Here is a 14,067-nt window from a genome sequence, read left to right as displayed (position 1 = left end):
GGAGTCACTGATGATGCATTCCAACGGAATCGACCACATCGAGCTGTACGTGGCCGACCTCACGCAGGCGGCGGACCTGTTCTGCGGCCAGTACGGCTTCGCCGTCGTCGCGGCCACCGACCCGGCCGGTACGGACCGTCGCTCGCTCCTGCTCTCGCAGGGAACGGCCGACCTGGTGCTCACCGCGGGCGTCACCGGCAGCAGCGAGGTGGACGCCTTCGTGGCCGCGCACGGAGACGGCGTGCGGACCGTCGCCCTGCGGGTGCCCGATGCCGCGCAGGCCTTCGCCCAGGCCGTCCGTGGTGGCGCGACCGCCATCGCGGCCCCCCGGGAGGAGCAGGGCGTCGTCGTGGCGACCGTCTCCGGCGTCGCGACCATCGCGCACACCTTCGTGGAGCGCCGGACCGAGGGCGCCCTGCTGCCCGGGTTCCACGCCCTCGGCTCCGCGCAGGGCCGCCCGGAGGAGCCCGCCCTGATCGAGGGGATCGACCATCTGGCGATCTGTCTGCCGCGCGGCACCCTGCAGGCGGCCGAGGAGTTCTACCGCAGCACTCTCGGCATGCACCGCACCTTCACCGAGTACGTGGAACTCGGCGCGCAGGCCATGGAGTCGGTGGTCGTCGAGGACAGCTCCGGGCAGGTCACCTTCACGCTGGTGGCTCCGGACTGCGCGGACGGCCAACTGGTCTCCTTCCTCAACTCCTTCAGTGCCGGCGGGGTCCAGCACCTGGCGTTCCGGACCGATCGCATCCTCCGGGCGGTGCCGGAGCTCGCCGAGCGCGGCGTCCGGTTCCTCAGCACGCCGACCAGCTACTACGACGCACTTCCCACCCGGCTGGGCTACTCGGAGGCCGAAACCGACGCCCTCGCCGAGTTCGGCGTCCTGGCCGACCGCGATCCCTGGGGCGACCTGCTCCAGGTCTTCACCCGGTCGCCGTTCTCGCGGCGCACGGTCTTCTTCGAACTCATCGAGCGACGCCGGGCCCGCACCTTCGGCTCCGCCAACGTCCGGGCGCTGTACGAGGCGGCCGAGCACGAGCGGCAGGGGCAGCTGATCGGTGCCGGGGGTGAGCGCCGATGACGGCCTCGACGCCGGCCGGCCGTGCGTCCGACGTCGAGCCGGACGACTTGGAGCAGCGGGCGCGTGCTGTGCTGCCCGGGGAGGTGGCGGACTTCATCGCCGGTGGGGCGGACGACGAACGGACCCTGCGGTGGGAACAACAGGCTTTCGAGGACTACGTCTTCGAGCCGCGCGTCCTGACCGGGGCGCGGGAGCCGCAGCTGGCGGTCAGCATGCTCGGCACTCCGGTCGCCCTTCCGGCGGCGGTCGCCCCGATGGCCTACCAGCGCCTGGTGCACCCGGACGGTGAGCACGCGACGGTGGCCGGGGCCGCCGCTGCCGGGGCGCTGACGGTTGTCCCCACACTGTCGAGCGTCACCCTGGAGGCGGCCGCCGAGCGGGCCGCCGGACCTCTCTGGTTCCAGCTCTACTGCCTCCAGGACCGTGAGCTCACCGCCTCGTTGGTGCGGCGCGCGGAGGCGGCCGGCTACCGGGCGATCGTCGTGACGGTGGATGCTCCCCGACTGGGTCGGCGGCGACGGGACGAGCGCAACGGGTTCACCCTGCCCGCCGACGTGGAACCGGCCAATCTGGCCGGCCGGCCCGCCGGTCGGGTCCACACCGCCGGCCGAGCCGAGTCCGCGCTGGCCGTCCACGCCGCGGCCACCCACGATGCGTCGCTCAGTTGGGCCGACCTGGCCTGGCTCCGATCGCTCACCGGCCTGCCACTGGTCCTCAAGGGAGTGCTCTCGGTGGCCGACGCCGAGCGGGCGGTCCAGGAGGGCGCGGCAGGCATCGTCGTCTCGAGCCACGGCGGGCGCCAACTGGACCGGGTTCCCGCGGCGTTGCACGCCCTGCCGGAGATCGTCCACGCGGTGGGCGACCGGATCGAGGTCTATCTGGACGGCGGGGTGCGGCAGGGCGCGGATGTGCTGACCGCACTCGGGCTGGGCGCACGCGCGGTGTTCATCGGCCGTCCGGTGCTCTGGGGCCTCGCCGCAGGCGGAGCCGACGGGGTGACCGGCGTGCTCGACCGGATCCGGGACGAACTCGCCCACACCCTGGTGCTGGCCGGACGGGAGGGCGTCGGAGATCTGGACGGCCTCGTCCGGCCGCGTGGGCTCCGTCATCCACTGCCGGGCTCGGCCCGATTCCCGAGGGAGGCACCGTGCTGACCGAGCACGAGCTGCACAGTTCACTCGCCGACCCGTCACTGGCGGTCATGAGTTTCCTCAACGAAGCGACCCTTCGCTTTCCGGACGCCATCTCCCTCGCGGCCGGCCGTCCCTACGAGGGCTTCTTCGCGCTGGACCGGATCAACGACTACCTCTCCCACTACCTGGAGCACGCCCGGGAACAGGGGAGGGATGAGGCGGCGATCACCCGGGAGCTGTTCCAGTACGGGCCCACCGCCGGGACGATCCGCGAGCTGATCGCCCGGATGCTGCTCAAGGACGAGGGGCTGGTGGCCGCCCCGCAGGACGTGGTGGTCACGGCCGGCTGCCAGGAAGCCCTGCTCATCGTGCTGCGCGCGCTCTTCGCCGACGCCGAGGACGTCCTCCTGGTCCCCTCGCCCTCCTACACCGGAGTCACCGGGGCCGCGCTGCTGCTGGACGTTTCCGTCGAGCCGGTGCCGGAAGGCCCCGCCGGACTGGAGCCGGCGCAGGTGCGGGCGACCGTCGAACGACTCCGGGCGGCCGGACGCCGCCCCCGGGCGCTCTACCTGGTACCCGAGGCGTCCAATCCCACCGGGTCCTCGCTCTCGCTCCCAGCGCGACGCGAACTCCTGGCCGTGGCAAAGGAGTACGACATCCTGCTGCTGGAGGACCACGCGTACGCGGTGTTCTCCCCGGCCGGTTCGCCGCCCGCTCTCAAGGCGCTCGACACCGACCGCCGGGTGATCCATATCGGCACCTTCGCGAAGTCCGGCTTCCCGGGCCTGCGCATCGGGTACCTGGTGGCGGACCAGCTGATCCGCCGGGCCGACGGCTCGACCAGGCCACTGTCCGCCGCCCTGGCCGACGTGAAGAGCATGGTGACGGTCAACACGTCCCCGATCACGCAGGCCGTCGCCGGCGGGATGCTCCTGCGGCACGGGCTGAGCCTGCGGGCGGCCAATACCGAGGCGGCCGCGTTCTACCGGGCCAACCTGCGCACCGCGGCGGCCGCGCTGGCCGAGCGGTTCGGCTCCTCGGGGCTGCCGGTGTCGTGGAACGAGCCCGACCGGGGCTTCTTCATGGTGGTGACCGTTCCGTTCGAGGTGGACGACGCCGCGCTGGAGGCCTCGGCCCGCGACTACGGCGTCCTGTGGACGCCGATGAGGTACTTCCAGGCAGCCGGTGCGGAACGGCAGTTGCGGCTGTCGGTCAGCTACCTCACCCCCGAGCAGGTCCGGCAGGGCGTCCATCGCCTGGCGGACTTCATCGAGGATCGCTGCGCCGTGCCCCGATACGAAGAGGTGGACTCTCTTGTCGCCTGACCCGCTTGTCGCCTCCAACCCGCCCGGCCCGGGGACCGGTCCGCTGCTCCCGGGTGAGTGCCATATCTGGTGGGCATCCGCCACCCGGCCCGAGCAGCAGCTCGTCGGCTCCCTCGACAGCGTCGAGCTCGGCAGGCTGACCGGTTATCACCACGGCGCCGACCGGGTCCGCTTCGCCACCGCACGGATCCTGCTGCGCACCGTCGCGGCCGGCTACCTGGGCACCGGGCCCGGTCACGTCCAGGTCGTGGCACGCTGCCCGGACTGCCCCAAGCCGCACGGCAGGCCGACCCTGCCCGGGACCGGACTCGAGGTGTCGATCTCGCACGCGGGTGACCTGGTCGCGGTCGCGGTCACCGCGGTCGGCCCGGTGGGCATCGACGTGGAGCACATCGACCCGGAGCTGAGTACGGCCGACCTGCTGCCGCATGTCCTCTCGGAGGTGGAGCGAGAAGCTTCGGCGGTCGACACGGGCTTCGGCTTCCATCGGATGTGGACCCGCAAGGAGGCGGTGCTCAAGGCGACCGGTGACGGGTTGCGGGTGCCGCTGTCCGGGCTGGGCGTCTCGGCTCCGGACGCCGAACCGCGGCTGCTCTTCCTCGACGGCTCCACCCGGCCGGTCGAGCGGTTCGTGATGGCGGATCTCGACGCGGGAGCCGGCTACGCCGCCTCGATCGCCGTGATCGGTGCGGGTCCGGTCAGGTTCGTCGCCTTCCACGGCGACGGCCTGCTGGACCGCTCGCTCGCGGCCGCGCCCGCGCTCGGGCGTGGGGTGCGGGTCTGAGGCTTTGCGGCCGCAGGTCCGTCCAGGTCAGAACGCGTGGGCGGTGATGGCGGCGCGGATGAGCTGGGCCTTGTTGTTCGCACCGAGCTTGGCACGGATTCTCTTGACGTAGCTGTCGACCGTGTGGTGGCTGATCCCGATCCGGCGCGCGGCCTGGTCGTGGGTCAGTCCCTTGGCGATGTGCCGGAGAACCTCCTGCTCACGGGGGGAGAGCAGGGCGAAGCCGTGCCGGGCGACCGCGCTCTCGGCCAGTGGGTCGGATCGCACCGCCACCCGGCGCACGGTGTCGACGATCCGGTCCGTCGGTTCGTCCTTGAGAAGGATCTCCGTGATGTCGGATCTCACGGACCGGATGAGCCCGGCCCCCACGGTGTCGGCGGCCAGCCCGATCATTCCCGGCAGCGAACCGTCGGCACGGGCGACGGAATCGAGGGAATCCGGCAGGTCGCCGATCAGGTCGGCATCCACCAGCAGGCAGTCGATGACCCCGGCCGCGACCGGAAAGGTTTCCGACGAAGCGAATTCGACGACCATGTCCTCCTCGCGGTCGAGGAGAAAGCGCAAACCCAGCATGGATAGCCGGCTGCGGTCGAATATTCCTACTCTGATCATTCTGAACTCCCCGTGCAGGCACCCCTCACGGGATGAGGCCGACTCCGGTGCCCATTCTTGTGGCACCACCGGCGGCTCAGAAGAGTTGTCGAGTGGCATAAACGGTCCATGGACCGTTTATGCCACTGCCCGTGCCTTCCACGGAGACCCGGTCATCGAAAGGCTTGGCCGAACGCATCGCGAGAGGAACACAGTGAACACTGACAGCCGGGCTCGACACCAGGCCGACTCACCCCTGAGCCCGAACGACCCCGGCCGAAAGTGCCGACTGGTCGTCGTCTACGACCAGGGCGTGGCAGGGGCCGGTGAGTTGCTGCGTTCACTGCGATCCGACTTCGAGCTGGTCATGGTGGCCGCCCAGAACGCGCACACGGCGGCGGTGGCGGAGTTCCTGCACGCGGCCGGGCGCGTGATCCCCCTGGACGGCTGGCGCCACCACCTGCCCGAGCTGCTGGCATGGGAACCCGACGGGATCACCACCTTCACCGAGCTCCTCCCGGAGACCGCGGCGCTGGCCGAGGCACTCGGCCTTCCGTACCACAGTCCGGAAACCGCAAAGCTGTTGACCGACAAGCGAGCGCAGCGAGCGCGACTGCGGGAGCACGGAGTCGACTTCACCCGCACCGTGACGCTCCGCACGCCGCAGGAACTGGCGGAGGCCGTCAGGCGGGTGGGCCTGCCCGCGGTCATCAAGCCGGTCACCGGCCGGGGAAGCCAGAACACGCATCGACTCGACAGCCAGGCCGCGGCCGCTCGGATCGGCGCGGAGCTGCTCGCGGGAGGCGATGTCGACTACGTCCTGGAGGAGTTCCTGCAGGGCGAGGAACGGCCCGGCTTCGGCGACTACGTCAGTGTCGAGAGCATGATGCTCCCGGACGGTCCGCATCACATCGCCGTCACCGGGAAGTACCCGTTGGCCGCCCCCCTGCGGGAGTGTGGCCAGTTCTGGCCCTCCGGACTGTCCGATGCCGAGGAACAGCGGGTCCGCTCCCTCGCCACGGCGATTCTGAACGCTCTCGGTGTTTCGCACGGGATCACGCACAGCGAGTTCAAGCTCACCGCCGACGGACCGCGGCTCATCGAGGTCAACGGGCGGCTCGGCGGATGGATCGGCGATCTGGCGCAGCGCGCCGTAGGCGTCGATCTGCTGCGGACGAACGCCCTGTTGGCCTGCGGTGCCGGCGAGGCCGTCGAGTACCGCGGCTCGGAGGTCTGGTTCCAGTTCTGGAATCAGGCACCGCTGGGGAGCACCGGCCTCAGGGAGGTCACGGGTGTCTCGGCGGCGCGTGGTGTGCCCGGGGTGCAGCGCTATCTCAGCCTGACGGCTCTGGGCCCGCTGACCGGTGGCGTACTCACCGAGCGGCTGGACCTGATCGCCGGCCGGGCGGATTCACACGACGCCATGTACCGCGTGCTCGATCGGACGCTGTCGGCGCTCTCGTACACCCTCGTGGATGAACACGGCACGCCGGCGGTGGTGCGGGCGACCGCACTGCCGACGTGGAACCCCCCGACGAGCCTGGAATCGCCTGTGGTGACCGGGTCGCGGTGACCGGGCGACGGGTGCTCCGGCGAGGGTACGATCGGGGGTGAATATCCAGGATTCGGCCACAGGTTCCTCCTGGTCCAGACCCCGATGAACCGATCTGACCACGAGGGAAGCATGTCCGGCTCGCACTACTTCACCAGTGATCCCGACGCCGTCAGCGAACGCCGCGAGATCACCGTGACCCTGCCTGACATCACCCTCGAACTCACCACCGACGCGGGTGTGTTCTCGCGGGGCAAGCTGGACCCGGGGACCAGGGTCCTGCTGGAGCACGCGCCGCCGCCGCGGGTGCGCGGACCGATCCTCGACCTCGGCTGCGGCTACGGCCCGATCGCGCTGACCTGGGCCTCGCGCCGCAAGCGCAGCGCGGTCTGGGGCGTCGACGTGAACAGCCGCGCGCTGGAGCTGCTCACCCACAACGCGCAGAGCCTGAAGCTGGGGAACGTGCAGGCGGCGCTGCCCGACGACGTCCCGCAGGACGTGGTCTTCGGTTCGATCTACTCGAACCCGCCGATCCGGGTCGGCAAGGCCGTGATGCACGAGATGATGCACCGCTGGCTCGCGCGCCTGGCGCCGGAGGGCTCCGCGTTCCTGGTCGTGCAGCGCAATCTCGGGGCCGACTCCTTCATGCAGTGGCTGAACGACCAGGGATACCCGACCACGCGCGTCACGTCGGTCAACGGGTTCCGCATTCTTGAAGCGCGTCCCCGCACCGACGGTGCGGGACCCGACAGTGGACGAGGTACATCGTGAAGCAGCTCCGCGGGACCGACCTGAAGCGCCAGCACCGGGTGTGGCGCCGGGCGAACGACTTCCGGCTCGCCATCATCATGGAGAACCTGCAGTCGCCGTTCAACGTGGGGTCGATCGTCCGTACCGCGGCCGCGATGGGGGTGGAGCAGCTCTACCTGACCGGTGACACCCCCTCGATCAGGTCCTCGGGCGCGCAGAAGGCCGCGATGGGCACGGACCGGTACCTCAAGGCGCAGCACTTCGAGACCGTCGCCGAGGCGGTGGCCAAGGCCCGGGCCGACGGTTTCCGTATCGTGGGGCTGGAGCTCGCGGACGACGCGGTGCCGCTGTTCGGCGCCGAACTCACCCCGGCCGCCTGCCTGATGGTCGGTCACGAGGACCGCGGCATCACGCCGGAGGGCCTGGCGCTCTGCGATGTGGTGGCCTTCGTCCCGCAGCTGGGCCGGGTCGGCTCGCTGAACGTCTCCTCGGCGACCGCGGCCGGTTGCTACGAGGCCCGTCGCCAGGGCTACGCGATCACGGGCCTGCCGGACGGCGTGGACGCCGGAGAGCTGGACGCGGACCTGGCGTTCGACGACGCCGAGTGAGCCTTAACCCGAAAGATCTTCACATGGCACACTGCCGCCATGAACGATAACAGCGGGTTTCTGGCCGGCAGGATTGCGCTTGTCACGGGCGCCAGCAGCGGTATCGGCGCTGCCGCCGCACGGGTCTTCGCCCGGGAGGGCGCCACCGTCGTGCTCATCGCGCGCCGGGAGGAGAAGTTGGCCGCCCTGGTCGAGGAGATCCAGGCGGCCGGTGGCCGGGCCGCCTATCTGGTGGGCGACGTCGCGAAGCCCCAGGACGCCGAGCGTGCCGTGGACTTCACGGTCGAGCGCTTCGGGCGGCTGGACGCGGCCTTCAACAACGCCGGCATCGGCGGCGACCAGACGCCGATGCACCTGATGGGCGACGAGGTCTACGACGCCATCATGGACACCAACGTGCGCGGCGTGTGGAACTGCCTGCGGTACGAGATCCGGGCGATGCTGGCGACCGGCGGCGGCGCCATCGTCAACAACGCCAGCGTCGGCGGGCTGGTGGCGATACCGGCGGCCGCGCCGTACGTGGCCTCCAAGCACGCGGTGGTCGGGCTGACCCGGGCCGCCGCCGCCGAGTACGCCGGGCAGGGGATCCGGGTCAACGCGGTCGCGCCCGGGACGACGCGCAGCGAGATCACCGTCGACTGGTTCGCGCGCAACCCGGGGCTGGAGGACCTGGTCCACGGGATGACGCCGCAGGGTCGCACCGCCGCGCCCGAGGAGATCGCCGAGGCCGCCGCCTGGCTGTGCAGTGACCGCTCCTCGTTCGTCACGGGGGTCGCGATGCCGGTGGACGGCGGTTTCTGCAACCAGTGACTCCCTTACGCGCCCCGGGCCGGTCGCGATTATCGGACTTCGGCGATCGGCCCGGTCAAGGTGGACTCGAAGGCCGGCTGGCCGTCCTGGCTACCGGTGACCCGGACGGTGACGGTGCCGGGGGTGTCGGTCGGGACGGTCTCGGCCTCGATCCAGCAGGGGGCGTCGAACTCGACGTACCGGGTGAACACGGTGGCGACCGAGGACGGGGTGAAGAGCCCGGAGGTGCGTCCGTGCGCGGCCTGGCAGGCGGCCTCCACCAGGACCAGGCCGGGCACGTGGTCCACCGGGTGGTCGAAGAGCGCGGTGTGGGTGGGGTCGCAGCGCAGCTCCCACCGGTGCGGCCGCGCGGTGGGGGCGAGGACGATCTCGGGGGCGGTGGCGCGGCCCGCGAGCTCCGGCTCCACCGGGCCGGGCAGCGGCCACTGCCCCCAGCCGCTGACGACCGCGCGCTCACCGCGCAGGCGGCGGTAGACCGCCGGGGATATCCAGGAGAACCGGGTCTCGGAGCGGGCCACCAGCCGGCCGTGGTGGCGGACGGCCACGTCGATGTCCAGGCCGGTGAGGACCCGGCCGCGTCGCCCGGCCTCGCGGCAGACGACCTCGACGTCCATCTCGGCCGGCCGGTCGGCCGGCACCCGGAAGCCCGGATCGACGGTGAAGTCGAGCTGCTCCAGCAGCGTCTGGTGCGCGAGCGGGACGTCGAACTCGGCGTGGGCGATCAGCAGTCCGCTCTGGCGGACGGTCTGCGCGACGAGCCGCGTGTCCGGTCTAGGTCCGCCGGTCGCGGGGTCCCCGCCGTCGGCCTCGGGCCACAGGGCGGTGAGGGTGAACCGCTCGGCGTCGTGCCTGGTCCAGCCGGTCAGCAGGACCGATTCCGGTGCCCTGAGGTGGACGAGCTCCCCGGCGACCCGCCCGGTCGGCCGCTCGCCGTGGGCCTGCGGAGCGGTCCGGCCACGCTGTCCCGGGAGCCGCGGTGTACTCGGGTGGTGGGCGGTGGCGGGCGGAAGGATCTGGTACAACGTTTCCCCCTGAGAACATGGATCTCGGTAGGCGGCTGAAGCGCTCGCGGATAACATACTGACCAATTGGTTTGTTTTTCAATATGTAAAAAATGAAGGTGGAGGGCGGTCATGGCACAACAGGAGCGCGGAATCCGGACCCAACGGGCGATCCTGGAGGCGGCCGCCTCGGTCTTCGACGAGTTCGGCTACGAGGCCGCCACCATCGCGGAGATCCTCAAGCGCGCCCAAGTGACCAAGGGCGCCCTGTACTTCCACTTCTCCTCGAAGGAGGCGCTGGCCCGCGGCGTGCTCGACGAGGCGGTCACCACCGACGGCGTGCTGCCGCAGGCCTTCCGGCTCCAGGAGCTGGTGGACACCGCCATGGCGCTGGCCCACCGGCTGCCCAGGGAACCGCTGTTGAGCGCCTCGATCAGACTCTCGGTGGACCGGACGGCGCGGACGATGTTCGGCACCCGGTGGCCCGACTGGATCGCCCTGCTGGCCGGGCAGCTCCAGGAGGCCAAGGAGAACGGCGAGGTGCTGCCGCACGTGGTCCCGGCCGACACCGCGCGCCTCCTGGTGGGCGCGTGGACGGGCGTGCAGCTGGTGGCCGAGGCGCTGCCGGACCAGCCGGCGCTGGAGAGCGAGATCGCCCAGCTCTTCGACCACCTGCTGCCCGGCATCGCGGTCCCCGCGGTGCTGGCGCGGCTGGACACCTCCGCTGACCGCGGTGCCCGGCTGGTCGCCGAGGCGGCGCAGCCGGCGGCCGAACACGCGGCGGCGGCCCGCTAGGCGACCTGTCGGCCCGGTCGGCGGCTCGCTCCCGCCGACCGCGTTCGAGCGTGAATCCAGCCGGATCGGTGACCCTCCTGCGAACCGCGGGAGTGGCGTGGTGCAGCGGCTTCCGGGTGCGTTCCCCACGTATCCGCCTCCGAACGAGAATGCTGGTGACGTCGACATGGCGATAAATCCTGAGCGCTTCCGCGAGGTATTCGGCTCCTTCCCCACCTCGGTCTCCGTCGTCACGGCGCTGGACGGGCAGGGGCAACCGCGCGGATTCACCTGCAACGCCGTCTGTGCGGTGTCCGCCGAACCGCCGCTGCTGCTGGTCTGCGTCGACCGCGGCGCCCAGACGCTGCCGGCGATCGTGGCCTCCGGGGCCTTCGTGGTCAACGTGCTGGCGGCGTCGGGGGACCACGGGGAGCGGACGTCGCGACTCTTCGCGGGCAAGGAGGCCGACAAGTTCGCCGCCGTCGACTGGCGTCCCTCGGCCGTGGCCGGCGGCGCGCCGATCCTGGCCGACGTCGCGCTCGCGTACGCCGAGTGCCGGGTGGTCGACGCCGTCGAGGCGGGCGACCACTGGATCTTCATCGCCCGGGTGGAGGGCGCCGAGGTCTCCGCCCGCGAACCGTTGCTCTACTTCAAGCGCCAGTACAGCTCCTGGGCGCCCGACTTGGCGCCGGTGCACTGAGCGGGGACGCCATCGGACGGCCCGCCGCAGGCCCGCCGGGCGTGAGCCGGCGGGTCAGTCGGCGGGTCAGTCGGCGGGTCAGCAGGCAGGTCAGGCGGCCGATTCGGCGCTCGCGCAGAGCACGGCCGTGCTGTCGCAGAGCACGGCGGTGCTCTCGCGGACCGGTCCGACCTGGCTGGGGATGCTCGGCGCGGTACCGCCCGGGTCCAGCCCGCGCAACGCCTCCGGGGTGGCCATGTGCGGCAGCAGGAGCTGCCAGAAACCGGTCAGGGCGCTGCGGGCCAGCCACTCCCGGTTCTCCCGCCCGAGCACCTGGAACCCCGTGGTGGTCGCCACGATGGCGTCGGCCAGGCTCTCCTGCGAGATCCCGGGTGCGAGCACGCCCTCGGTCGAGGCCTGCGCGATCAGCTGCTGCACGCAGCTCTGCCACTCCTGGCGCAGGCTGACCCCGGGCTCCTTCGCGGTGTCGCAGCTGAGCTGGAACCCGGCCCGGACCGTCACGTCCGAGCGCAGCAGCTCCGCGAGGGCGTGCGAGATGTCGGTCAGCGCCTGGAGCGAGTTGACGCTGCGCCTGGTCGCGTGGCGGGCCGCCGTCCGCAGCGCGAGGGCCGCTTCGCCTTCGACGGCGGCGGCCAGCGTGGCCTTGTTCTCGAAGTGGAAGTGCAGCGCCCCCGAGCTCACGCCAGCCTCGGCGCTGATGCCGGCCATCCGCGCCTGCACGTAGCCGTGCCGGTCGAACGCGTCGGCGGCGGAGCGGATCAGCTCGCGGCGGGTGCGTTCGGCGCGCTCCTGTTTCGTCACCGGGAACCTCCGTCGGCGGGAGCGTTCGTGATGACACCGCGCAGGGGTATGTGGGAGGCGGGTGTGCGGGGCACCCGGGGGTACTGCGGAGGATGCATGGTGGTCACTATAAAACCAACCGCCTTGTTTTGTCGCTCCCCGGATGGGCTTTTTGTGCGTGCGTCTCCACAGGGGAGGGTCTGTGGCGAGGGCCGGTCAGAGCCGACAAATCGGTCTGATAGCACCCAACTTGGCACGTTTCAGCGAAGATTGGAGGCCGCCGGGACTGTGGGGGCCGTGCGGCCCGCAGGGGTGGAGGCGGCCGTAAAGAAGCAGGAGTCCGGTTTGTTTTTGAGAGCCGGCTCCGCACGCAATGGTCGCGCAGTCCGGCGCGTCCGTGATCGGTACGGGAGCTCCACCGGTCTTCCACCAGTGGTATTCAAACGGCGCGCGAGCTGCAACTAGTATGGCCCCAGCAGCAAGGAGCGTCCGTGTGAGCTGCTGGAACGCGGAGCGGAAGGAGCGAGGGGATGACCGATTCGGTCGAGCCGTCGGCACTCTCGGAGAAGATCGACGCGCTGTTCCGGACCGTCCGCCGCCCCAACCGCGAGCAGTACAGCCACGAGGAAGTGGCCAAGGCCTGTCGGGAGGTCACCGGCGAGAGTTTCTCCGCCACCTACCTCTGGCAGTTGCGCACCGGCCGCCGCAACAACCCGACCAAGCGCCACCTCGAAGCCCTGGCGCAGTTCTTCCAGGTCCCGCCCGCCTATTTCTTCGACGAGGAACAGGGCGGCGAAATCGCCGAGGAGATCGCCCTGTTGGGCGCGCTGCGAGACGCGGGGGTGCGCAGCATGGCGCTGCGCGCGGTCAACCTCTCGCCCGAGGGACTGGACACGGTGAGCGACCTGATCGACGCCATCGCGCGCCGGGAGGCCTCCCGCGAGGCCTCCCGCGACTCGTCCAAGGGCCGCCGCGACCGGTCCTGAGGTCGCAGGTCGCAGGCCGTAGGCCGTAGGTCCTAGACCGCCAGGTCCGCTGCCGCCAGGCCCAGTTCGGCTTCACCCAGTGGTGCGAAGTGCCGATCGACCTCGGCCGCCGAGACCTCGGCGAGGGTGGCCGGGGACCAGCGCGGATTGCGGTCCTTGTCGATGACCTGGGCCCGGACGCCCTCCACCAGGTCGGGCGAGTCCAGGCCCGCCCAGGAGACCCGGTACTCCTGGTCCAGCACGGCCTCCAGCGAGGGCAGCCGGCGCGCCCGGCGCAGCGCGGCCAGCGTGACCTTCAGCGCGGTCGGCGACTTGGCGAGAATCAGCTCGGCCGCCTCCTTGGCCTCCGGCAGGCCGCAGTCCCGCAGCCGCTCCAGGATCTCCTCGACGGTGTCGGCGGCGTAGCAGTGGTCGATCCACTCGCGCTGCCCGGCGATCGCGGACGGCTCGGCCGGAACGGCGAACTCGGCCACGGCGGCCGCCGGTTCGGCCTCGGCCAGCACCCGGGTGAAGGCCGCCAGTCGGTCGGAGGGCACGACGTGGTCGGCGAAGCCGCAGTACACCGCGTCGGCGCCGGTCAGCCGTCCGGCGGTGAGCGCCAGGTGCGTCCCGAGCTCGCCGGGGGCCAGCGCGAGCAGCCGGCTGCCGCCGACGTCCGGCACGAAGCCGATCGCGGTCTCCGGCATGCCCAGCGCGGTGCGCTCGGTGACCACCCGGACCGAGCCGTGCGCCGAGACGCCGACCCCGCCGCCCAGCACCAGCCCGTCCATCACGGCGACGTACGGCTTCGGGTAGCGGGCGATCCGGTGGTTGAGCAGGTACTCGTCGCGGAAGAACGCCCGCGCCCCGGCGCCGCCGAGCTTGGCGTCGTCGTGGAAGAACCGGATGTCGCCGCCCGCGCACAGCCCGCGCTCGCCCGCGCCGGTGACCACCACGGCGGCCACCTCGTCGTCCGCCGCCCAGTCGGCCAGCACCGCGTCCATCCGGCGGACCATGGCGTGGTCCAGCGCGTTGATCGCGCGCGGCCGGTTGAGGGTGAGCCGTCCCACCCGCCCGTCCTTGTGGGCCAGGACCGAGTCGTCGGGCTGCGTGCTCATCGGGTGCTCCTCGCGGGTGGGGCCGTGCCGTTGCCACCGTAACCGGCTGCGGCCGCCCGCGGGCAACCGGGCTGCGGGGGCCGGAATTCCCCGGC

The 14,067-nt window shown here is 71.5% G+C and carries 15 protein-coding genes; 11 read left to right on the top strand and 4 right to left on the bottom strand.

Features of this window, described 5'->3' with window-relative positions:
- Positions 1-10 precede the first annotated feature (10 nt).
- Genes hppD through BS80_RS19045 form a run of 4 tightly spaced genes read left to right on the top strand, consistent with a single transcriptional unit; the run spans position 11 to position 4,323 of the window.
- Positions 11-1,081, top strand: a complete 1,071-nt coding sequence (gene hppD, locus BS80_RS19060; RefSeq protein ID WP_051966787.1) for a 4-hydroxyphenylpyruvate dioxygenase — start codon at positions 11-13, stop codon at positions 1,079-1,081.
- Positions 1,078-2,235 carry an alpha-hydroxy acid oxidase gene (locus BS80_RS19055; protein ID WP_035798960.1) on the top strand — a complete coding sequence of 386 codons (1,158 nt, stop codon included), beginning with the start codon at positions 1,078-1,080 and terminating at the stop codon, positions 2,233-2,235. Before hppD ends, BS80_RS19055 begins: the two co-directional genes overlap by 4 nt.
- Positions 2,229-3,539 carry an aminotransferase-like domain-containing protein gene (locus tag BS80_RS19050; protein ID WP_035798959.1) on the top strand — a complete coding sequence of 437 codons (1,311 nt, stop codon included), beginning with the start codon at positions 2,229-2,231 and terminating at the stop codon, positions 3,537-3,539. Before BS80_RS19055 ends, BS80_RS19050 begins: the two co-directional genes overlap by 7 nt.
- Positions 3,529-4,323, top strand: a complete 795-nt coding sequence (locus BS80_RS19045; RefSeq protein WP_051966786.1) for a 4'-phosphopantetheinyl transferase family protein — start codon at positions 3,529-3,531, stop codon at positions 4,321-4,323. The genes BS80_RS19050 and BS80_RS19045 overlap by 11 nt, the downstream gene beginning before the upstream one ends.
- A gap of 27 nt (positions 4,324-4,350) precedes the next feature.
- Here BS80_RS19045 and BS80_RS42890 read toward each other — a convergent pair whose 3' ends face one another.
- Complete coding sequence (locus tag BS80_RS42890) at positions 4,351-5,034, bottom strand: helix-turn-helix transcriptional regulator (RefSeq protein ID WP_232246528.1); 684 nt, start codon at positions 5,032-5,034, stop codon at positions 4,351-4,353.
- On the opposite strand from BS80_RS42890, the gene BS80_RS19035 reads away from it, so the two are divergent.
- From BS80_RS19035 to BS80_RS19020, 4 genes are all read left to right on the top strand, one after another.
- Positions 5,021-6,487: an ATP-grasp domain-containing protein gene (locus BS80_RS19035; RefSeq protein ID WP_198045559.1), complete on the top strand. Its 1,467-nt coding sequence runs from the start codon at positions 5,021-5,023 to the stop codon at positions 6,485-6,487. The two genes, BS80_RS42890 and BS80_RS19035, sit on opposite strands and share 14 nt — an antisense overlap.
- Positions 6,488-6,598: 111 nt before the next feature.
- Positions 6,599-7,237 (top strand): class I SAM-dependent methyltransferase, encoded by a 639-nt coding sequence (locus BS80_RS19030; RefSeq protein ID WP_035798957.1) that lies wholly within the window; start codon positions 6,599-6,601, stop codon positions 7,235-7,237.
- Positions 7,234-7,824 carry a TrmH family RNA methyltransferase gene (locus tag BS80_RS19025; protein WP_051966784.1) on the top strand — a complete coding sequence of 197 codons (591 nt, stop codon included), beginning with the start codon at positions 7,234-7,236 and terminating at the stop codon, positions 7,822-7,824. Before BS80_RS19030 ends, BS80_RS19025 begins: the two co-directional genes overlap by 4 nt.
- A gap of 39 nt (positions 7,825-7,863) precedes the next feature.
- Positions 7,864-8,634 carry a glucose 1-dehydrogenase gene (locus BS80_RS19020; RefSeq protein ID WP_035798956.1) on the top strand — a complete coding sequence of 257 codons (771 nt, stop codon included), beginning with the start codon at positions 7,864-7,866 and terminating at the stop codon, positions 8,632-8,634.
- A 29-nt stretch (positions 8,635-8,663) separates the two neighbouring features.
- On the opposite strand, the gene BS80_RS19015 is transcribed toward BS80_RS19020, so the two are convergent.
- Complete coding sequence (locus BS80_RS19015; RefSeq protein WP_232246527.1) at positions 8,664-9,656, bottom strand: ScbA/BarX family gamma-butyrolactone biosynthesis protein; 993 nt, start codon at positions 9,654-9,656, stop codon at positions 8,664-8,666.
- Positions 9,657-9,767: 111 nt separating this feature from the next.
- Here BS80_RS19015 and BS80_RS19010 point away from each other — a divergent pair, with 111 nt between their 5' ends.
- Positions 9,768-10,430 (top strand): ScbR family autoregulator-binding transcription factor, encoded by a 663-nt coding sequence (locus BS80_RS19010; RefSeq protein ID WP_035798954.1) that lies wholly within the window; start codon positions 9,768-9,770, stop codon positions 10,428-10,430.
- A 166-nt stretch (positions 10,431-10,596) separates the two neighbouring features.
- Positions 10,597-11,109 (top strand): flavin reductase family protein, encoded by a 513-nt coding sequence (locus BS80_RS19005; protein WP_035798953.1) that lies wholly within the window; start codon positions 10,597-10,599, stop codon positions 11,107-11,109.
- A 90-nt stretch (positions 11,110-11,199) separates the two neighbouring features.
- Here BS80_RS19005 and BS80_RS19000 read toward each other — a convergent pair whose 3' ends face one another.
- On the bottom strand, positions 11,200-11,910 hold the full coding sequence (locus BS80_RS19000) for a ScbR family autoregulator-binding transcription factor (RefSeq protein ID WP_035798952.1): 711 nt from the start codon (positions 11,908-11,910) through the stop codon (positions 11,200-11,202).
- Positions 11,911-12,419: 509 nt separating this feature from the next.
- Between BS80_RS19000 and BS80_RS18995 the strand changes: the two genes are divergently transcribed.
- Positions 12,420-12,875: a helix-turn-helix domain-containing protein gene (locus tag BS80_RS18995; protein ID WP_035798951.1), complete on the top strand. Its 456-nt coding sequence runs from the start codon at positions 12,420-12,422 to the stop codon at positions 12,873-12,875.
- Positions 12,876-12,907: 32 nt separating this feature from the next.
- Here BS80_RS18995 and BS80_RS18990 read toward each other — a convergent pair whose 3' ends face one another.
- Positions 12,908-13,972, bottom strand: coding sequence for an enoyl-CoA hydratase/isomerase family protein (locus tag BS80_RS18990; protein WP_035798950.1), 1,065 nt, complete (start codon positions 13,970-13,972; stop codon positions 12,908-12,910).
- Between the last annotated feature and the right edge of the window lie 95 nt (positions 13,973-14,067).

Origin of the sequence: Kitasatospora mediocidica KCTC 9733, from assembly GCF_000744225.1 — a bacterium.
GTDB lineage: Bacteria > Actinomycetota > Actinomycetes > Streptomycetales > Streptomycetaceae > Kitasatospora > Kitasatospora mediocidica.
This window is presented reverse-complemented; position numbering and strand designations above follow the sequence as displayed.